The sequence below is a fragment of the Allobosea sp. R86505 genome, assembly GCF_042466375.1.
GTDB lineage: Bacteria > Pseudomonadota > Alphaproteobacteria > Rhizobiales > Beijerinckiaceae > Allobosea.
Genome location: NZ_JAXHPY010000001.1, coordinates 2346504 through 2365357, shown reverse-complemented (window position 1 = coordinate 2365357; position 18854 = coordinate 2346504). Strand labels below are relative to the sequence as shown.

Annotated in this window: 13 protein-coding genes and 1 pseudogene; 7 read left to right on the top strand and 7 right to left on the bottom strand. The window is 68.4% G+C overall.

Going from position 1 to position 18854, the window contains the following annotated elements; all coding sequences use genetic code 11:
* Nucleotides 1–151: 151 nt before the first annotated feature.
* A complete protein-coding gene (locus SJY11_RS11390; protein WP_376986719.1) occupies nt 152–1621 on the bottom strand; it encodes a UdgX family uracil-DNA binding protein in 1470 nt (489 codons plus the stop codon).
* Nucleotides 1622–1629: 8 nt separating this feature from the next.
* The gene (locus tag SJY11_RS11385) at nt 1630–2844 is read right to left on the bottom strand and encodes a putative DNA modification/repair radical SAM protein (protein ID WP_376989306.1); all 1215 of its coding nucleotides are present in this window, start codon (nt 2842–2844) and stop codon (nt 1630–1632) included.
* A 157-nt stretch (nt 2845–3001) separates the two neighbouring features.
* On the opposite strand from SJY11_RS11385, the gene SJY11_RS11380 reads away from it, so the two are divergent.
* From SJY11_RS11380 to glgX (SJY11_RS11370), 3 genes are all read left to right on the top strand, one after another.
* The gene (locus SJY11_RS11380) at nt 3002–3181 is read left to right on the top strand and encodes a hypothetical protein (protein WP_376986717.1); all 180 of its coding nucleotides are present in this window, start codon (nt 3002–3004) and stop codon (nt 3179–3181) included.
* A 97-nt stretch (nt 3182–3278) separates the two neighbouring features.
* Nucleotides 3279–5756 carry a glycogen/starch/alpha-glucan phosphorylase gene (locus SJY11_RS11375; RefSeq protein ID WP_376986715.1) on the top strand — a complete coding sequence of 826 codons (2478 nt, stop codon included), beginning with the start codon at nt 3279–3281 and terminating at the stop codon, nt 5754–5756.
* Between the two features lie 11 nt (nt 5757–5767).
* Nucleotides 5768–7732 (top strand): glycogen debranching protein GlgX, encoded by a 1965-nt coding sequence (gene glgX / locus SJY11_RS11370; protein WP_376986714.1) that lies wholly within the window; start codon nt 5768–5770, stop codon nt 7730–7732.
* Between the two features lie 15 nt (nt 7733–7747).
* Here the strand turns inward: glgX (SJY11_RS11370) and SJY11_RS11365 are convergent, their stop codons facing one another.
* The 3 genes from SJY11_RS11365 to glgX (SJY11_RS11355) are packed head-to-tail and all read right to left on the bottom strand — an operon-like array spanning nt 7748 to nt 10441.
* The gene (locus SJY11_RS11365) at nt 7748–7978 is read right to left on the bottom strand and encodes a BrnA antitoxin family protein (protein WP_376986713.1); all 231 of its coding nucleotides are present in this window, start codon (nt 7976–7978) and stop codon (nt 7748–7750) included.
* A gap of 43 nt (nt 7979–8021) precedes the next feature.
* Nucleotides 8022–8315: a BrnT family toxin gene (locus SJY11_RS11360; protein ID WP_376986712.1), complete on the bottom strand. Its 294-nt coding sequence runs from the start codon at nt 8313–8315 to the stop codon at nt 8022–8024.
* 38 nt (nt 8316–8353) lie between these two features.
* Nucleotides 8354–10441 carry a glycogen debranching protein GlgX gene (gene glgX / locus SJY11_RS11355; protein WP_376986711.1) on the bottom strand — a complete coding sequence of 696 codons (2088 nt, stop codon included), beginning with the start codon at nt 10439–10441 and terminating at the stop codon, nt 8354–8356.
* Between the two features lie 219 nt (nt 10442–10660).
* Here glgX (SJY11_RS11355) and glgA point away from each other — a divergent pair, with 219 nt between their 5' ends.
* Complete coding sequence (glgA, locus tag SJY11_RS11350; RefSeq protein ID WP_376986709.1) at nt 10661–12181, top strand: glycogen synthase GlgA; 1521 nt, start codon at nt 10661–10663, stop codon at nt 12179–12181.
* Nucleotides 12182–12344: 163 nt separating this feature from the next.
* Here glgA and SJY11_RS11345 read toward each other — a convergent pair whose 3' ends face one another.
* Nucleotides 12345–12644, bottom strand: a complete 300-nt coding sequence (locus SJY11_RS11345; protein WP_376986708.1) for a DUF2934 domain-containing protein — start codon at nt 12642–12644, stop codon at nt 12345–12347.
* 199 nt (nt 12645–12843) lie between these two features.
* On the opposite strand from SJY11_RS11345, the gene glgB reads away from it, so the two are divergent.
* The 3 genes and pseudogenes from glgB to SJY11_RS11330 all read left to right on the top strand — a co-directional run bounded on the left by glgB (nt 12844) and on the right by SJY11_RS11330 (nt 17210).
* On the top strand, nt 12844–15093 hold the full coding sequence (glgB, locus tag SJY11_RS11340) for a 1,4-alpha-glucan branching protein GlgB (protein WP_376986707.1): 2250 nt from the start codon (nt 12844–12846) through the stop codon (nt 15091–15093).
* Nucleotides 15038–16624, top strand: a pseudogene (malQ, locus tag SJY11_RS11335) (4-alpha-glucanotransferase); the annotation flags it as partial. The gene glgB and the pseudogene malQ, both read left to right, overlap by 56 nt.
* Nucleotides 16524–17210, top strand: coding sequence for a 4-alpha-glucanotransferase (locus SJY11_RS11330; RefSeq protein ID WP_465247436.1), 687 nt, complete (start codon nt 16524–16526; stop codon nt 17208–17210). The pseudogene malQ and the gene SJY11_RS11330, both read left to right, overlap by 101 nt.
* Nucleotides 17211–17319: 109 nt before the next feature.
* Here the strand turns inward: SJY11_RS11330 and SJY11_RS11325 are convergent, their stop codons facing one another.
* A complete protein-coding gene (locus tag SJY11_RS11325; RefSeq protein ID WP_376986705.1) occupies nt 17320–18732 on the bottom strand; it encodes an SNF2-related protein in 1413 nt (470 codons plus the stop codon).
* Between the last annotated feature and the right edge of the window lie 122 nt (nt 18733–18854).

Genomic DNA, 18854 nt, shown 5'->3' with positions numbered 1-18854 from the left:
AGGGGACACCGGGAGGAGCACCGGGTCAATCGCTCAAGCGACTGACGCTCGGACGCGTCAGTGTCCCCACGCCGTCATCCCGGGCGACCGCAGGGAGACCCGGGATGACTCGCGGAAATTCGCAGCGGATGCCCGACGTCGCTCCGACCGCCTAAGCCGCCCTCATCTCCGGCACGAGCAACCCCACGCGGCCCAGATCGGCGCGGAAGCGGGCCGTCTCGCGCTCGCGCGCCTCCTCATCTGGCAGGCGCAGCAGATAGGAGGGGTGGACGGTCGCCAGCAGCGCCGTGCCGTCCTCCAGCACGAGATCGCGCTCGCGCATCGAGGCGAGCGAGCCGCTATGCCCGGTCAGGGCGTGCAGAGCAGTTGCGCCCAGCGCCACGACGAGCCGCGGCTTCACGTAGTCCCGCTCCAGTCCGAGCCAGAAGCGGCAGGCCGCGATCTCCCCGGCATTGGGCCGCTCATGGATGCGCCGTTTGCCGCGCACCGTGAATTTGAAGTGCTTCACCGCATTGGTGACATAGGCGCGGCTGCGGTCGAGCCCGGCCTCCCCCATCACACGGTCGAAGACCTGGCCGGCGGGGCCCACGAAGGGCGTCCCCGCCAGATCCTCCTGATCGCCCGGCTGCTCGCCGACGAACATCACCGGCGCCGCCAGCGGCCCCTCGCCGAACACGGTCTGCGTCGCATGCTGGCAAAGCCCGCAGCGCGAACAATCCTTCGCAGCTTGCCGCGCCTGCTCCCAGGAGGCGGGTGCCTCGGTCGAGCCCGGCGTGGCATCCCGAAGGCGTTGCATCTGCCGCAGATGCCGCTCCGGGGGCAGGGTCGGGGCCTTCTCCACCATCTCCTCCGCGCGCCGACCGGCCTGCGCGATCAGCGGCGCGATGAGTTCGGCCTCGGGGAGGTTCCGCCAGTATTTCTCCGGCATCTCCGCCTTCATGGCTTTGATCTTGAGGCGGGCGGGATTGAAGATGTTGGCGTAATAGGTCCGCCAGTAGGTCTCCATCGCGTCATCATCGGGCGCGTCAGCGCGCGAGGCGCCCTCCCCCAGATGCAGCGTCGCGCCATCCCAGTGGAGCGAGCGCAGCGGCGTCAGGATCGACCAGCGCATCGCCGCGAAGCGTTCGACGAAGAAGCGCGAGACCCGCTCGACGATATGGTGCTCCGGCTCGAACCAGGCGACAAAGGCCTCCCCGCCATCGGGGCCGACGACCTCGCGGAAACGGACGAAGGCAGTCATCTTGTGCAGGTCCCGCCGCACCGACTTGGCCATCGCCCGGGTGCGATGGACCTCGTCGTCGGTGACGACATGCAGCAATGTCGGCTCGCGCTGGAGCCGCAGCAGCAGCCGGTAGAGCAGATCGAAGCGGCCGCCGTCGCGGTGGCAGACGACCGCCTGCGCCAACTCGACGAACTCCCGCGGCACGCGCAGCTCCGCCCCGTTCGCCGTCACCGGCGGCGGCTCGGCCAACCCAGAAAAGAGCCCGGAGGCGTCGGCCCCGACCTGCCAGTCGATCTGCGCCGGCGCGACATCCGCCATAGCCAGAGCACGCGCCTGTCGCCGCCAGCCGTCGAAATCGGCCGGGTGGTCGATACGCGCCAGAATGCCGGCCTGCGCCATGGCGGGCCTCACAACAGCGCGAGCTGCTGGGGCTTGGGCGCCAGATGCTGCTTCAGCCGCTCGCTGTCGAGCACGGCGCCCGGCCGCCAGCCCTCGGCGACGATGAAATGGCGCAGGGTCGTCATCGAGCGCGCGATCTTGCCAACATCCTCCAGGCGTAGCCGCCGGAATCGCCGCGTCTCCAGAATGCGCCCCACGCTCTTGGTACCGAGCCCGGGCACGCGCAGCAGGGTCTCGCGGTCGGCCCGGTTGACGTCCACCGGAAAGCGCGCGCGGTGCCGCAGCGCCCAGGCGAGCTTGGGGTCGATGGCGAGATCGAGCATCCCGCCCGCGCCGTCGTCGAGGATTTCGCCGACCTCGAAGCCGTAGAACCGCGTCAGCCAGTCGGCCTGGTAGAGCCGGTGCTCGCGCAGCAACGGCGGCTCCGACAGCGGCAACTGGCGGCTGGCGTCGGGGATCGGGCTGAAGGCGGAGTAATAGACCCGTCGCAGCCCGAACGAGCCGTAAAGCTGGGCGCTGCGCTGCAGGATCGTGGCATCGCTCGCGCCGTCGGCGCCGACGATCATCTGCGTGCTCTGCCCGGCCGGGGAGAAGGCCGGCGCACGCCGCGACTTCGCGCGCTCCGCCTTGCCTTCGTCGATCCTGAGCTTCAGGCCGCCCATGGCGGCACTGATCTCGCGCGGCCGCTTCTCGGGAGCGAAGCGCTCCAGCGACACCTCGGTGGGCAATTCGACATTGATCGAGACGCGGTCGGCATAGAGCCCGGCCTGCGCCACGAGATCGGCATTGGCGCTGGGAATGAGCTTGAGATGGATATAGCCGCGAAAGCCATGGACCTCGCGCAGCGTCTGGGCGACCCGCACGAGTTCGCCCATCGTGTAGTCCGGCGAACGGATGATGCCCGAGGAGAGGAACAGCCCCTCGATATAGTTGCGCTTGTAGAAGTTCAGCGTGAGGTCGACGACCTCCTCCACCGTGAAGCGCGCGCGCCGGACATTGCTCGACGAGCGGTTGATGCAGAAGGCGCAATCATAGCTGCAGTAATTGGTCAGCAGGATCTTCAGAAGCGAGATGCAGCGGCCGTCCGGCGCGTAGGAATGGCAGATGCCCGACCCCGTGGTCGAGCCGAGCCCACCTTTCAGCGAGTTGCGCTTCGTCGTGCTGCTGGAGGCGCAGGAGGCGTCGTATTTCGCCGCGTCGCTCAGGATCTCGAGCTTCTCCATCACCGTCAGCTGTGCCACGCCCAAGCCTCTTTGTTCACTCTTCGTTCTAGATAGAGCGACGTTCGACGCGATGCCAGAGACCGATCGTCGCGGGCCGCCTTCGGAACAAGCGCTGAGACTGCGCGTTGGGGCGGCACCTCATTCCAAGGAGTCCCTGATGTTCCGGATCCTGCTTCTCGTCGCCGTCATCCTGATCGGCTACGATGCCATCGCCCATCAGGGCAGCTACACCCGCAGCGCCTGGGCGAGCGTCGTCGGCCTGACCGACTCCGCCGTGACCAGCGCCAAACAGCTGGGCCAGGAAACCCGGGAGGAGCCCGCCCCCATCCGCCCGTGAGGGCGAGCACGTCATGATGCGCTGCAACAGTTTCGTCTGGACTTGAGGGGGGCTTGCTCCGAAAGTCCCTTCAGTCCAACAGCAGGGATATCAGCGCTTGACCGAGACCGCCTCCACCGCCACCCGCCCTGCCGACGCTGACGGGCGGGTCGAGGCCCTCAAGGCCGAGATTCTCAGGAAGCTCACCTACTCGCTCGGCAAGAACGCCTCCGTCGCACAGCCGCATGACTGGCTGACCGCCGGAATCCTGGCGGCGCGGGACCAGATCGTCGATGTCTGGCACCGTTCGACGCGCGAGAGCTACGAGACCGGACGCAAGCGCGTCTATTATCTCTCGCTGGAGTTCCTGATCGGCCGCTCGCTCGGCGATGCGCTCAACAATCTCGGCCTCACCGGGGCGATGGCGCAGGCGATGGCAGAGCTCGGTGTCGATCTGTCGGCCATCGAGATGATCGAGCCCGACGCGGCGCTCGGCAATGGCGGCCTCGGCCGCCTCGCGGCCTGCTATCTCGAGGCCATGGCCTCGACCGGCGTCCCGGCGCTGGGCTACGGCATCCGCTACGACCATGGCCTGTTCAAGCAGCGCATCGACGGCGGCAAGCAGATCGAGGTGCCCGAGGATTGGCTCTCCTTCCGCAACCCCTGGGAATTCGAGCGCCGCGAGGCCTCCTACAAGATCGGCTTCGGCGGCTCGCTGACGGCAACGCAGAAGCCCGGCGAAGTGTTCTGGGAGCCGGAGGAAACTGTCTTCGCCGTCGCCTATGATACACCGGTCGTCGGCTGGCGCGGCCGGGACGCGACGACGCTGCGGCTCTGGCGCGCGCGCGCCATGCACCCGCTCTCGCTCGACGCCTTCAACCAGGGCGACATCGTCGGCGCGGTCGCCGAGCGCAACCGCGCCGAGGCGATCTCCAAGGTGCTCTACCCCAATGATTCCACGCCGGCGGGGCAGGAATTGCGGCTGCGGCAGGAGTTCTTCTTCACCTCAGCCTCGCTGCAGGATCTGGTGCGCCGGCATTACCGCCAGTTCGGGAAGCTCGACGATCTCGCCGACAAGGTCGCGATCCAGCTCAACGACACCCACCCCTCCCTCGCCGTCCCCGAACTGATGCGCCTGCTCGTCGACGAGCATGGTCTGCCCTGGGAAGAGGCCTGGACGATCACCTGCGCCACCATCTCCTACACCAACCACACGCTCCTGCCCGAGGCGCTGGAGACCTGGCCGGTGGCGCTGATGGAGCGGGTTCTGCCGCGCCACATGCAGATCATCTTCGGCATCAATGCCCGCTTCCTCGAGGAGGTCCGGCGCTCCAGCGGCGGCGAGAGCGTCGACCTCTCGGCGATCTCGCTGATCGACGAGCATCATGGCCGGCGGGTGCGCATGGCTCATCTCGCCTTCGTCGGCTCGCACACCGTCAACGGCGTCTCGGCCCTGCATTCCAAGCTGATGGAGCAGACCGTCTTCGCGCCGCTGAACGCGATCTTCCCCGGGCGCATCACCAACGTCACCAATGGCATCACGCCACGGCGCTGGCTCTTCGGCGCCAATCCCGGCCTGACCAGGCTGCTGCAGGAGGTCTGCGGCGACGATCTGACCGACCAGATCGGGAATATCCACCGCCTCGCCGCCCACACCGGCGACGCTGCGTTGCACCAGCGCCTCGCCGCGATCCGGCGCGAGAACAAGCTGAAGCTGGCGAAGATCATCCGGCAGGAGACCGGTGTGACGGTCGATCCCGATGCGCTCTTCGACGTCCAGATCAAGCGCATCCACGAATACAAGCGCCAGTTGCTCAACATCCTCGAGACGATCGCGCTCTACGACGCGATCCGCTCCGAGCCCTATCGCGACTGGGCGCCCCGGGTGAAGATCTTCGCCGGAAAGGCCGCTTCCAACTACGGCACCGCCAAGTCGATCATCAACCTGATCAACGACGTCGCCGTCGTCGTGAACAACGACATCACCACCCGTGACCGGCTCAAGGTGGTCTTCCTGCCGAACTACAATGTCAGCGCCGCCGAGCTGATTATCCCGGCCGCCGACGTCTCCGAGCAGATCTCGACCGCCGGCATGGAAGCGTCGGGCACCGGCAACATGAAGTTCGCCCTCAATGGCGCGATCACCATCGGCACGCTCGACGGCGCCAACATCGAGATCGGCGAGCGCGTCGGTGCCGACAACATCGTCATCTTCGGCATGACGGCCGAGGAGGTCGAGGCCGCCAAGCGCAATCCCCGCCCGACGAGCGAGGTCATCGCCGCCACGCCCCATCTCGAAGGCGTGCTCGATGCGGTGGCGTCAGGAGCCTATTCGCCGCGCGAGCGCGACCGCTATCTCGGCCTCGTCGAGGGCCTGCGCGCCAATGACTGGTTCATGGTGCTCAACGATTTCGAGAGCTACCGCCAGGCGCAGCGCCGCATCGATTCACTCTGGGCCGATCAGGACCAGTGGTGGCGCATGTCGGTGACCAACACCGCCCATTGCGGCTGGTTCAGCGCCGACCGCGCGATTGGCGAATATGCCCAGCGGATCTGGAACATCCCGACCGCGCCGGACACCGCGGCCGGAGGCTGAGGCTGGTGCCGATGCCAGCTCTGGTTGCCTGCCCGCTGCCCGCGCGCCTCGGCGCGGTCGCGGGCGAGCACGGCATCACCGTCGCTGTCTTCTCCCGCCATGCCGAGCGCATCGACCTCTGCCTCTTCGACGAGGCTGGCGAGGGCGAGGTCGCCCGCCTGCCCCTGCCCTGCCGCAGCGGCGACATTCATCACGGCGGGTTGCTTGGCGTGACGGCAGGGCTGCGCTACGGCCTGCGCGTCGAAGGCCCCTGGCAGCCCGAAAACGGCCACCGCTTCGATCCCTCGAAACTGCTGGTCGACCCCTATGCGACGCGGATCGACCGGCCCTTCCGCTGGGATCCAAGGCTGGCTGAGCGCGGCACCGACACCGCCGATCTCGTGCCGCGCGGCATCGTCGGCGGCGCACAGCCTGTCGCAGCGGGAGCGCCGGACCGGGCTCCCGCCTTCATCTACGAACTCGCGGTGAAGTCCTTCACGATGCGCCACCCGGCGGTGCCGGAACGCATCAGGGGCACGCTGGCCGCGCTCCGCGAGCCCGCCGTGATCGACCACATCCGCGGCCTCGGCGTCAGCCATGTCGAGCTGATGCCGGTCGCGGCCTGGATGGACGAGCGCCATTTGCCGCCGCTCGGCCTCGCCAATGCCTGGGGCTACAACCCCGTCAATTTTGTCGCGCTCGACCCGCGGCTCGCACCGGGCGGCGAGGCCGATTTCGCCCGTCTTTGCGCAACCTATGCCCAGGCCGGCATCGGCATCATCCTCGACATCGTCCTGAACCACACCGCCGAGAGCGACGAATTCGGCGCCACCATCTGCCTGCGCGGACTCGACAACGCCGTCTACTACCGCCACGCCACCGACGATCCCGGCCGGCTGATCAACGACACCGGCTGCGGCCATACGCTGGCGCTCGACCGGGCGCCGGTCGTCCGCATGGCGATGGACGCGCTGCGGCATTGGCGCCGCCTCGGTGTCGCCGGCTTCCGCTTCGATCTCGGCACGGTGATGGGCCGCTCGGATACGGGCTACTCGCTGGATGCGCCGCTCTTCGCAGCGATCGGGCAGGACCCCGACCTGTCGCGCGCCATCCTGATCGCCGAGCCCTGGGACATGGGGCCGGGCGGCTATCGTCTCGGCGAATTTCCCGCCCCCTTCGCCGAATGGAACGGCCGCTACCGCGACGATGTCCGCCGCTTCTGGCGCGGCGATCCCGCCCTGGCGGGGGCGCTGGCGACGCGGCTGGCCGGCTCGGCCGATCTCTATGCGCCGACCCATCGCGGGCCGCAGGCGAGCATCAACTTCATCGCCGCCCATGACGGCTTCACTTCGGCCGATCTCGTCGCCTACGAGGCCAAGCACAACGAGGCCAATGGCGAGGACAACCGCGACGGCGAGAACCAGAACCACAGCTGGAACAACGGCATCGAGGGGCCGACTGACGACGCGGCGATCCTGGCCGCGCGCTTGCGCGACAGCCGCGCCTTGCTGGCGACCTTGTTCCTGTCGCGCGGGGTGCCGATGCTGACCGCCGGCGACGAACTGGGCCGGACGCAACACGGCAACAACAACGCCTACTGCCAGGACAACGCGGCCTTCTGGCTCGACTGGGAGGGGGCGAATCACGACCTCGCCGCTTTCGTGGCAGAGCTGTCGGCATTGCGGGCGGAGCACCCGTTCCTGTCCGCTTCGACCTTCCTGACCGGAACCGGCGAGCCTCCCGATGCCCGCTGGCTGAAACCCGACGGGACGCCGATCGCCGACGACGAATGGGGCCGGCTGGACACGCTTTGCCTGATGTTGAACGGTGTTGGTGAATCCCTGCTGATCGCCATCAATCGCAGCCGGGCCGATGTCGCTATCGCCTTGCCCAACGGCTTGCCTCAGCCGTGGCAGCGACTGCTCTGCTCGGCAGCCGAGGACGGCGAAGGGGTCCTGCCCGCCCGCAGCGTCAGTCTCTTCGGCAGGCGATCCTGAGAGCGCGATAAGCCTTCAGCCGGTCTTCCGGCGCGCATCGACATAGCTCGCCAGCACGGCGCTGATCCGGCTCTGATAGCCCTTGCCGGTCGCCCGGAAATGGCTGAGCACCCGCCGCGGCAGCCGCAGCGTGATCTGCTCCGTCCCTTCCGGCTCGACGATCTCGGCGTCGTCCCAGAAGCCAGGCGGAACAAGGCCCGCATCGGGATCTTCGGCAGCCCGGCGCGCGATCTCCTCGTCGGTCATGGCCTTCAACTCCGCGGACAGGCGCGGAGCCTCAGGCAGATCGTCAAGGCTCTCGTAACGCACGAGCTTCTCGGGCCTGTTCGTATCGCTGTCGTTCACGTTGGCCTGCCTTCCACGCCGAGATGATGCGGATGTCGTCGCCCCGATCCGTCAGGACGACGCACAGGATTTCACCATCATACAGGCCCAGCGCCCGCTGCCGGATTTCCCCGTATTCGCGCCGCTGATCGACGGTGAGGACGACGAACCCGCGAAAGATCTGCGCCGCCTGCAGGAACGAGAGCCCGTGCTTGGCCTCATTGGCCTTGCTCTTCGCCTCGTCCCATTGGAAGCCCATGGACAATTGTAGCTACAGATGCAGCTACTCGCAATCGCTCACATCAGCACGATCAGCGAGCGTGGCGACAGGGTCAGTTCCGCATCCGCCTTGAGCCCCTTGCGGCCCTCGTCGGACCCCGGCCCCGTGTCGGTGTCGAGCACCACCGACCACGATCCCTTTTTCACCCGCGGCGGAATCTTGAAGGGAACGTCGCCGTCGAAGGCATTGAAAAGAATCAGGGCTTCGTCGCCGCCCTGCTCGACATCGGGCATGTGCATCAGGAGCCCGATGGCGCGCAGGCCCTCATCGTCCCAGTGCTCTTCCTGCTGGTCGCCGCCGGCCGGATTGACCCAGCGCAGCAGGCAGCCGTCGCGGAAGGAGGCGCGCCGGAAGATCGGGTGCTCCGCCCGCAGTTGCGTCACGCGCTGGACGAAGCGGGTCAAGGCGTGGTCGCGCTCGGTCAGTTCTTCCCAGCGCATCCAGGCGATCTCGTTGTCCTGGCAGTAGACGTTGTTGTTGCCGCGGTTGGAATGGCCGTGCTCGTCGCCCGCCAGCAGCATCGGCGTGCCATGCGAGAGCAGCAGCGTCGCCAGCAGGTTGCGCTTCTGGCGCTCGCGGGCCGCGAGAATGCCCTTGTCCTGCGTCGGCCCCTCGACCCCGAAATTGAAGGACAGGTTGTGGCCGTGGCCGTCCTTGTTGTCCTCGCCATTCGCCTGGTTGTGCTTCTCGTTGTAGGAGACGAGATCGGCCAGCGTGAAGCCGTCATGGGCGGTGAGGAAGTTGACGCCGGCCCAGGGCCGCCGCCCCCGCAGGTCGTAGATGTCGCCCGAGCCGGTGACCCGCGCGGCGAGGTCGCGCACGATGCCGGGCTCACCCACCCAGTAGGCGCGGGTGGTGTCGCGATACTTGTCGTTCCACTCGCCCCAGCCGGGCGGGAAGCCGCCGACCTGATAGCCGCCGGGCCCGATGTCCCAGGGCTCGCCGACGAGCTTCACCTTGCGCAGCACCGGGTCCTGGCCGATCGCGTCGAAGAAGCCGCCGCGCTGGTCGAAGCCGTGCGGCTCGCGTCCGAGGATAGTGCCGAGATCGAAGCGGAAGCCGTCCACCTCCATGACCTCGACCCAGTAGCGCAGCGAATCGAGGATCATCTGCAGCACGCGCGGATGGCTGGTGTTGACGGTGTTCCCGGTGCCGGTGTCGTTGATGTAGAAGCGCGGCTCGTCCGGCATCGTCCGGTAATAGGCGAAGTTGTCGATGCCCTTGAAGGAGAGCGTCGGCCCCATCTCGTTGCCTTCGGCGGTGTGGTTGTAGACCACGTCGAGGATGACCTCGAGCCCGGCATCATGGAACTTGCGCACCATGTCGCGGAAGGAGGAGAGCCGCGCCTTGCCCTCATAGCGCTGCATCGGCGCGAAGAAGCCGATCGTGTTGTAGCCCCAGTAATTGGTCAGGTTCTTGGCGGCGAGATGGTGGTCGTCGAGATAGGCATGGACCGGCAGAAGCTCGACCGCGGTGACGCCGAGGCTCTTGATGTAGTCGATGATCGCCGTCTCGCCGAGGCCGTCGAAGGTGCCGCGCAAATCCTGCGGCACCGCCGGATGCAGCTTGGTGAAGCCGCGGACATGGGTCTCGTAGAAAACCGTCCGGTCCCAGGGGATGTTGGGCCGCGCCGGCGGATGGGGGTCGGCGCGCCAGTCGCAGACGACGCATTTGGGCATGAAGGGCGCACTGTCGAGTTCGCTGAAGGTCAGATCCTTCTCGCCCTCGGCGCCGACCACATAGCCGTAATGGGCGTCGTTCCAGTCGACCGAGCCCGCATACTCCCTGGCATAGGGGTCGAGCAGCAGCTTGTTGGGATTGAAGCGGTGACCCTCCTCCGGCGCGAAGCGGCCATGGACGCGGTAGCCGTAGCGCTGCCCAGGCTTCACCCCCGGGAGATAGCCGTGCCAGATCTCGTTGGTGTACTCCGGCAACGTGATCCGCACGGTCTCGGTCTCGCCGCTCTCATCGAAGAGGCAGAGTTCGACACGGTCGGCGTGGGCGGAGAAGATCGCGAAATTGGTGCCTTCGCCGTCATGGACGGCTCCCAGATCGGTGCTGTCGCCCGCCTGGACGTCGAATTGGGTGGCCTTGCCGTCGGACATGAGATCCCCTGAGCGGATCAGGCCGGACAGCTGCCGGCGGCATCATGCCGCCCCACGAGCCGTCACATCTTCGTCGCCAACCTGCCGCAGACCGGTCAACGTGAGCGAGCCGGAGCGGTTCCGAAAGCCGGCCTCTAATTTGCATATAATTTTGGCAGTGCACCGGGAACCTTGCACCGCCGGAATCGTTGAGGATCACAGCTGCCTGGGGAACGCGACATGGCCGAGACGCTGAAGGAACCAGGGACCGACGGCCCCTCAACCTCGGGCCATGCGCTGACCTATGCGCCGGTCGTCAAGGACGGCCTGCCCGACGCCGCGGCCAAGCTCCCCGGCTCGACCAGGCTGCTCTTCGTCACTTCGGAAATGGGCGATTTCATCAAGGCCGGTGGCCTCGGCGAGGTCTCAACCGCCCTGCCGCGACAGCTGCGCACGCTTTGCGACGTCCGCGTCCTGCTCCCAGGCTTTCGCCAGGTGCGCGCCGCGCGCCCCGCCATGGACATCGTCCGCGAGATGCCGCGCACGGCCGGGCTGCCGCCCTGGTCGCTCGGCCGCTTTCGCACGGCCGACGGGCTGACGATCTATGCAGTGCTCTGCGACGAACTCTACGATCGCGAGGGCTCGCCATACGGGCCCTTCTCGGGCGGCGACTTCCCCGACAACGACATCCGCTTCGCGCGCCTGTCCCTGGCCGCGGCCGAGATCGCGGCCGGCGAGGCCGATCCGAACTGGAAGCCCGACGTCGTCCACGTCAACGACTGGCCCTCCGCGCTCGCGCCCGGCTACATGCGCTGGAAGGGGCTCGTCACGCCCTCGATCCTGACCATCCACAACCTCGCCTATCAGGGGCTCTACCAGCCCAGCCGCATGGCGGCGCTCGGGATCCCCGACCTCGCCTTCTCGATCAACGGCGCCGAATTCCACGGCAAGATCTCCTTCCTCAAGGGCGGAATCTACTACGCCTCGCACGTCACCACGGTCAGCGAGACCTACGCCCGCGAGATCACCACCGCCGAGCATGGCTGCGGCCTGGACGGCCTGCTCCGGCTGCGCATGGACGAGGGCCGCCTGACCGGCATCGTCAACGGCATCGACGACAGCTGGACGTCGCCGGTCGCCGACGCAGCGCGAGGCATCCGCCTGTGGAAGCGCCGCAGCGCCGCCGACATCCGCAAGAGCTTCGAGCTGCCGCCCTCGCGCGGGCCGCTCTTCTCGATCATTTCCCGCCTCGTCCACCAGAAGGGGATCGACCTCTCGATCGAGGCCGCAGAGACCATCATCGGCAATGGCGGCCAGCTCGTCGTGACGGGCCGGGGAGAACCTCGGCTGGAGGACGCCATCGAGCGCCTGGCGCGCCGACACCCGCAGGCCGTGGCGGCGCGGATCGGCTTCGACGACGCGGAAGCGCGGCGCATCTTCGCCGCCAGCGATTTCCTGCTGATGCCCTCGCGCTTCGAGCCCTGCGGGCTGAGCCAGATGTACGCCCAGCGCTCCGGCGCCCTGCCCATTGCCTACCGCACCGGCGGGCTGGTCGACACGATCGAGGACGGACAGTCGGGCTTCCTGTTCTCCTCGCTAACGGGGGCCGGCCTGTCCTCCGCCGTGACACGCGCCTTCGACGCCTTCCGCTCCAAGGCGGCCTTCCTGCAGATGCGCCAGCACGCCATGGCGAAGCGCTTCGACTGGAGCCGGCCGACGGATCGCTACGCGGATGTCTATGCGAGGGCGCTGGCGGCCTGATCCACTCGGGGCTGGTGCCGACCAGCCCGAATGCCCCGGACCGATGCCGTCTGTCCTCGACGCCGCTCCGTCGAAACCGCCTCGGAATGACGGCTCGGCTCCGCCAGACGGCAAAAGCCGGCGCGTCCAAGGACGGCCGGTCTGAAACCTGATGATGCCGATCCTACTTCTTCGACAGGGCGGGCTTCGCCTGCGTCGAGGCGGCCTTGGCTGGACTCTTCGCAGCAGGCTTGGCTCGTGCCGTTTCGCTCGTCTTGGCGGCTGCGGCCTTGCCCTTGGCGGGGGGCGCGGCCTTCGCGGCAACCTTGGCCGGCGGCTTCGCCTTGGCGCCAGGCTCATTGCCGCCGCTGGCGGCCACCCGCTCTTCCGCCATCCGCCAGTGCTGGGCGTCGCGGCCCTGCGGTTTGCCTTCCGCCTCCCAGATGGCGTAGGCCACGTCGCGGATGGTCTGCTCCCGGCTCATTCGGCATCCTCCCTCTGAACTGCCCGCATTGCAGTGCGACAACCATGCCGGCTGCCGATGGTTCCCTTGCCCTTGGAGGGCGGCGGGAATCGCCGGAGAATGCAGGCCGTGGCGCGGAACGCGGGCGGGCTTCGCTGCGTTGCATCATTAACGATTCCCCGCCGGCGGTGGAGTCGCTTTCGCGATGGAGCCTGACCGAATGACGCGCCCGATGCCGCCCAGACTGCCCAGCCTGCCCGGGCGCGTCATCGAGCAGCTGAAAGAGGGACGCCATCCCGATCCCTTCGCCATCCTTGGCCGCCATCGCGTCGAGGACATCGCCCTGGTGCGTGCCTTCCTGCCGGGCGCGAACTACGTCGAACTGGTGACCGGCGAGGGTGAGTCGCGGCGCGCCGTGCCGATGATCGACGCCGGCGGCGGCCTCCATGAGGCGCCCTGCCCCGACGACGGCCCCTATCGGATTCGCACCGCATGGCCGGGCGGCATCACCGAGACGGCCGACCCCTACAGCTTCGGCCTGCTGCTCTCCGACGACGATCTCCATCTCGCTGCAGAGGGGCGCCATTTCGATCTCGCGACGCGGCTGGGCGCCAATCTGCGCGAGATCGACGGGATTGCCGGCGTACTCTTCGCCGTCTGGGCGCCGAATGCAGCTCATGTTGCGGTCGTCGGCGACTTCAACGGCTGGAACGCGACCCGCCACCCCATGCGCAGCCGGTCCGGCGCCGGCATCTGGGAGCTGTTCATCCCCGGCGTCGAAGCCGGGGCGGTCTACAAATATGCGCTGGTTTCCGGCACGGGCGAGGCCCTGCCCTGGAAGGCCGACCCGCTGGCGAGGCGGACCGAACTGCCGCCGCGCACCGGCTCGGTCGTCGCCGAGGCGCCCGCCTTCGCCTGGACCGACGAGGACTGGCTGAAGGCCCGCGAGAGCGCCGATCCGATCACGGCACCGATGACCACCTACGAGGTCCATGTCGGCTCCTGGCTGCGGACCGAATGGGGGCAGATGGGCTCCTGGGACGAGGCGAGCGAGCGCCTGATCCCCTACCTCCAGCATATGGGCTTCAGCCATGTCGAGCTGATGCCGATCACCGAGCATCCCTTCGGCGGTTCCTGGGGCTACCAACCGCTCGCCCTCTTTGCCCCGACGGCGCGGCTGGGCCCTCCCGAGGCCTTCGCCCGCTTCGTCGACCGCTGCCACGGCGCCGGCATCGGCGTGATCCTCGACTGGGTGCCGGCGCATTTCCCCTCCGACGAGCACGGGCTCGCCCGCTTCGACGGCACGGCGCTCTATGAGCACGAGGATCCACGCCAGGGCTTCCACATCGACTGGAACACGCTGATCTACAATGTCGGGCGCAGCGAGGTGCGCGGTTTCCTGATCGCGTCCGCCCTGTTCTGGATCGAGACCTTCCATCTCGACGGCCTGCGCGTCGATGCCGTCGCCTCGATGCTCTACCGCGACTACAGCCGCAAGGCGGGCGAATGGGTTCCAAATCATCTCGGCGGCCGCGAGAACCTCGAGGCCGTCGGTTTCTTCCAGGAGCTCAACACGCTGGTCGGTGCGCGCGGCCGGGGGGCCGTCACCATCGCCGAGGAATCGACCGCCTGGCCGGGCGTGACGCGGCCGGTCCACCATGGCGGGCTCGGCTTCCACTTCAAATGGAACATGGGCTGGATGCACGACACGCTGCGCTACATCGCGCACGACCCCATCCATCGCGGCTATCACGGCGACGACGTCACCTTCGGCCTGATCTACGCCTTTTCGGAGAACTTCGTGCTGCCGATCTCCCATGACGAGGTCGTGCACGGGAAGGGCTCACTGATCTCGCGCATGCCGGGCGATGACTGGCAGCGCTTCGCCAATCTGCGGCTCTACCTCGCGATGATGTGGGCCCATCCGGGCAAGAAGCTGCTCTTCATGGGCTGCGAATTCGGCGCGCAGGACGAATGGTCAGTCGACGCCCCCTTCCCCTGGCCGCACCCCTTCGACGAGCGCCGACAGGGCGTCTCGCGGCTGGTGCGCGATCTCAACGCGCTCTACCGCGCCACGCCCGCCCTGCACCGGCTCGACCATGCTCCGGAGGGCTTCGCCTGGATCGTTGCCGACGACAGCACCAACGCCGTCTTCGCCTTCAGCCGGGCGAGCGCGCGCGGCTCCGCCGAGTTGCTGGTCGTTGCCAATATGACGCCGGTTCCGCGGGAAAATTACCGCATCGGCGTGCCCCGTGCCGGGCGCTGGCGCGAGCTCCTCAACAGCGATGCTCAGATCTATGGCGGCTCGAGGACCGGCAATGGCGGCGCGATCGAGACGCAAGGCCTTGCGGCCCATGGCAGCGCACAGAGCCTCTCCCTGACGCTGCCGCCGCTCGGCCTGCTTGTTCTGGAGCATGACGGGCAGACGGCCCAGCCCGGCCCGCGCCTGGGCGACGGCAGCGGATCATGACCCGCTGCCTTGCCGACACCCCGATCCGACCGACCAGCAAGCGGAGCCCCGCATGAGCGACGACATTCTCCGCCAACTCGCCGTCAAGGCCGGGATCGCCCCGCGCTGGACCGAGCAGAACGGGGCGGAGCGCGAGGTCTCAGCCCAGAGCCTGCGCTTCATCCTGCAGGCGCTCGGCCTGCCGGCCGGCACCGACGCGGACCTGCGCCAGTCACTCGCGACTGTGGAGGCGGGGGCGAACCTCTCCGCCCAGTCCCGCTTCACCACGGCCCGCACCGGGCAGACCGTCGTGCTGCCGATCGCGGCCCAGGCGGGAAGCCCGGTCGAACTGACGCTCGATGGCGGGACGCGCCGCACCGTGCGCTCCGAGGAGGGCTATGACGGCTCGCTGACCCTGCCGGCCTTCGACCGGCCCGGCTATCACACGGTCCATCGCGATGATGGTGATTTCATCATCGCGACGGCGCCCGAACGCTGCATCACCTTCGCCGATCTCAACGGCGGACAGGCTGGCTTCGGCCTCGCCGCCCAGATCTACTCCCTGCGCTCGCCGCAGGACGGCGGCATCGGCAACTTCGCCGGCGTCGCGGCGCTGGGACGAGCGGCCGCTGCGCGCGGGGCCGATGCGCTGGCGATCAGCCCGGTCCATGCGCTCTATGGCGCCTCGCCCGAGCATTTCAGCCCCTATTCGCCCTCGACCCGTCTCTTCTACAACCCGCTCCACGCCGATCCCGCCGCCTTGCTGCCCGAGGGGATGCTGCGCGAGGTGATCGCGCGCGAGGGTCTGGGCGAGGAGATGCACCGGCTCGCGACGCTCCAACAGATCGACTGGCCGGCCGCAACGGCACTGCGCCAGCGGCTGCTGCGCGCCCTGTTCGAGGCGCTGCGCGCCAAGGATGGCAGCGGCGGCGCGGCCCGCGCGGCACTGGACCGGGCGCTGACGGAGGCTTCGCCGCTGCTGCGCTCCCACGCCGTGTTCGAGGTGCTGCACACCGCCCAGTTGCAGCGAAACCCGCAGGCCTGGAGCTGGCGCTCCTGGGACGCGCCCTTCCGCGACCCCGACGGGCCGGCCGTCGCGGCCTTTGCGGCCGAGCACGCCGCGGAGGTCGACTACCAGATCTTCCTGCAATGGCTCACCGCCTCCTCCTATGGCGCCGCCCAGAGCGCCTGCCGCGAGGCGGGCATGAAGGTCGGACTGATCGCCGATCTCGCCATCGGCATGGACGCGTCGGGCAGCCATGCCTGGAGCCGCCAGCACGAGGTGCTCGGCGGCCTCAGCGTCGGTGCCCCGCCCGACTACTATGCCGCCGAGGGGCAGAGCTGGGGCCTGACCACCTTCTCGCCGCGAGGGCTGGCGGCGAGCGGCTTTTCGCCCTTCATCGAGACGCTGCGGGCGAGCCTGCGCCATGTCGGCGGCATCCGCATCGACCATGTCATGGGGCTCAGCCGGCTCTGGCTGGTGCCGGAGGGCGCATCCGCGCTGGACGGCGCCTATGTCGCCTTCCCCTCCGAGACGCTGTTCCGGCTCGTCGCGCTCGAAATCCTGGCGCCACGGCGCCATCGTCATCGGCGAGGATCTCGGCACCCTCCCCGACGGTTTCCGCGACGATCTGCGCCGGCAGGGTGTGGCGGGGCTGCGCGTGCTGCGCTTCGAGAGGACCGATCACGGCTACATTGCCCCCGAGCATTGGGACGCCGGCGCCGTCGCCCTCACCACAACCCATGACCTCGTCCCCACCGCCGGCTGGTGGGCCGGCAGCGATCTGGACCCGACCGAGGACGGTGTCGACCATGAGGGCATCCGCGCCTGGGACCGCGGCCTGCTCTGGGGCGCCTTCCAGCAGGCGGGCGTCGCCGAGGGCGAACGCCCGGCGCCGGAGGACACCGACCCGGTGGTCGATGCCGCGATCCGCTTCATCGCCCGCACGCCCTGTACGCTGAAGCTGCTGCCGATCGAGGATGCGCTCGGCATCCGCACGCAGCCGAACGTGCCGGGCACCACGACCGAAAAGCCGAACTGGCGCCACCGGCTCGACGGCGAGGCCGCTACGCTCTTGGACGACGATCGCGTCAGGCGGCGCCTCGCGGACCTCGGGCCGCCGCGTTCGAAGGGCTGAACGGCACCGTCATTGCGAGGAGCGCTGCGACGACGCAATCCAGGAGGACTGGGCAGACCGTTCGACCCAGTCCTCCTGGATTGCTTCGCTGCGCTCGCAATGACGGGGTCTAACCCCTTCCCTCGACGATGCCCGCGATCGCCTCGAGCATGCGCGTGTCGTCGCCAGCCAGCCCCTCCATCGCCGCCATGCGCGCGATCACCGTGCTGGCCACCGCCTCCTCCACCGTGTCCTCGGCATAGGCGTAGAAGATCGTCGCATGCTGGCCGTCACGGTGGCAGCGCCCCTCGATCTGCTGCAGCTGGATCGCGCTGTGGCGCATGTCGTGGATGACGAGCGAGCGCTCGCGCTCACCGCCCGGCATCTCGCCGCGATGCAGCGAGATCGACTCCGTGACGGTGAAGATCACGGCGTCGAGCTGCCCGGTCTGGAAAGACAGCCGTGTCTCTTCGTTCTGCAGGCCGCTGCGCTCACCGTTGATCTCGCCGACGCGCCAGCCACGCCCGCGCAGCGCATCGGCCAGCATCGCGCTGGTCTCCAGAAAGGCGACGGAGACCGCGACCTGTTCGTCATTGCCGAGCAGATCGTCGCAGAAATCGACCGTGCCTTGGATGCGCAGCAGGCTCGCCTTCTGGCGGAAGCGCAGATCGGCCGCCCAGCCCTGCGGCTTGCGCGTCGAGCCGCCGGCGAGCCCCAGCTCCCGACGGAACTCCCGCCAGGTCGCCTCGTAGAGCTTGCGCGCGGCGGCATCCAGCGCAACGGGGGCGAGCTCGCGCTGCACCTCGGGCCAGCCGGCGATCTCCTCCGGCCGCCGCCGAAGGCCGATCGCGCGGGGGCCGCGATAGAGCAGGCCCGCCATCCGTGCCCGGTCGGCCTCGTTGGGCTCCCAGCTCCAGTTCTTCCAGCGCCCCCTCGCCTTGCCCATTTTCAGCCGCTTCATCAGCTGGCGGAAGCCGTCGAGATCCGCGCTCGGCATGTCGGCCGCGCGCGCCAACAGCGGCCCGAGATAGGAGAGTTCGTGCGGCGACTGGCCGGCGGTTGCGCTCATAAAGATCGTGAAGGAGGCGGCAGCGGCCATCTGCCGGCAGACCAGCCCCTGCTGGGAATTAGGATTGCGGATGCGGTGCGCCTCGTCGATCACGAGCAGCGGCCAGATGCGTTTGGGGACGCCGAGCTTGGCCAGCTCGTTGTTCTTGGCCCGCACCGAGCGCTTCTTCGAATCCGGCGGCGGCGCCAGCAGCGATTTCGTCTTCTCGAAATTCATCAGCGTGACGCGCTTCGGCGGCAGGCCCGACAGCGCCATGGTGCGCCGCCATTGCGGGATCGCGCCCTTGGGGCAGATCACCAGGATCTCGTCCTCCGGCATGGCCGAGAGCGCCAGCCAGGCCGAGAGCGTCTTGCCGAGCCCCGTTAGGTCGCCGAGCAGGAAGCCGGGCGCGCCCGCCGAGCGCGCCGCCAGGATCGCCGCACAGGCGACACGCTGGTGATCATGGGGCACCATCAGCCGCTCCGCGTCCGTCATCGGGCGCACATCCGTCGCGCGCCATCGCCGGTGGCCAATTCCTGCATGGGCATGCCAGTATCAAGGCGTCGCGGTCCCGGCAACGGGACCGCCCTTGTCCAGCGGCCTTACAGACAGCGAGC

Coding starts and splice junctions, on each gene's coding strand:
- SJY11_RS11390 (WP_376986719.1), bottom strand. CDS start 1,621: ATGGCGCAGGCCGGCATTCTGGCGCGTATCGACCACCCGGCCGATTTC.
- SJY11_RS11385 (WP_376989306.1), bottom strand. CDS start 2,844: ATGGAGAAGCTCGAGATCCTGAGCGACGCGGCGAAATACGACGCCTCC.
- SJY11_RS11380 (WP_376986717.1), top strand. CDS start 3,002: ATGTTCCGGATCCTGCTTCTCGTCGCCGTCATCCTGATCGGCTACGAT.
- glgX (WP_376986714.1), top strand. CDS start 5,768: ATGCCAGCTCTGGTTGCCTGCCCGCTGCCCGCGCGCCTCGGCGCGGTC.
- SJY11_RS11365 (WP_376986713.1), bottom strand. CDS start 7,978: ATGACCGACGAGGAGATCGCGCGCCGGGCTGCCGAAGATCCCGATGCG.
- SJY11_RS11360 (WP_376986712.1), bottom strand. CDS start 8,315: ATGGGCTTCCAATGGGACGAGGCGAAGAGCAAGGCCAATGAGGCCAAG.
- glgX (WP_376986711.1), bottom strand. CDS start 10,441: ATGTCCGACGGCAAGGCCACCCAATTCGACGTCCAGGCGGGCGACAGC.
- glgA (WP_376986709.1), top strand. CDS start 10,661: ATGGCCGAGACGCTGAAGGAACCAGGGACCGACGGCCCCTCAACCTCG.
- SJY11_RS11345 (WP_376986708.1), bottom strand. CDS start 12,644: ATGAGCCGGGAGCAGACCATCCGCGACGTGGCCTACGCCATCTGGGAG.
- glgB (WP_376986707.1), top strand. CDS start 12,844: ATGACGCGCCCGATGCCGCCCAGACTGCCCAGCCTGCCCGGGCGCGTC.
- SJY11_RS11330 (WP_465247436.1), top strand. CDS start 16,524: ATGTCATGGGGCTCAGCCGGCTCTGGCTGGTGCCGGAGGGCGCATCCG.
- SJY11_RS11325 (WP_376986705.1), bottom strand. CDS start 18,732: ATGACGGACGCGGAGCGGCTGATGGTGCCCCATGATCACCAGCGTGTC.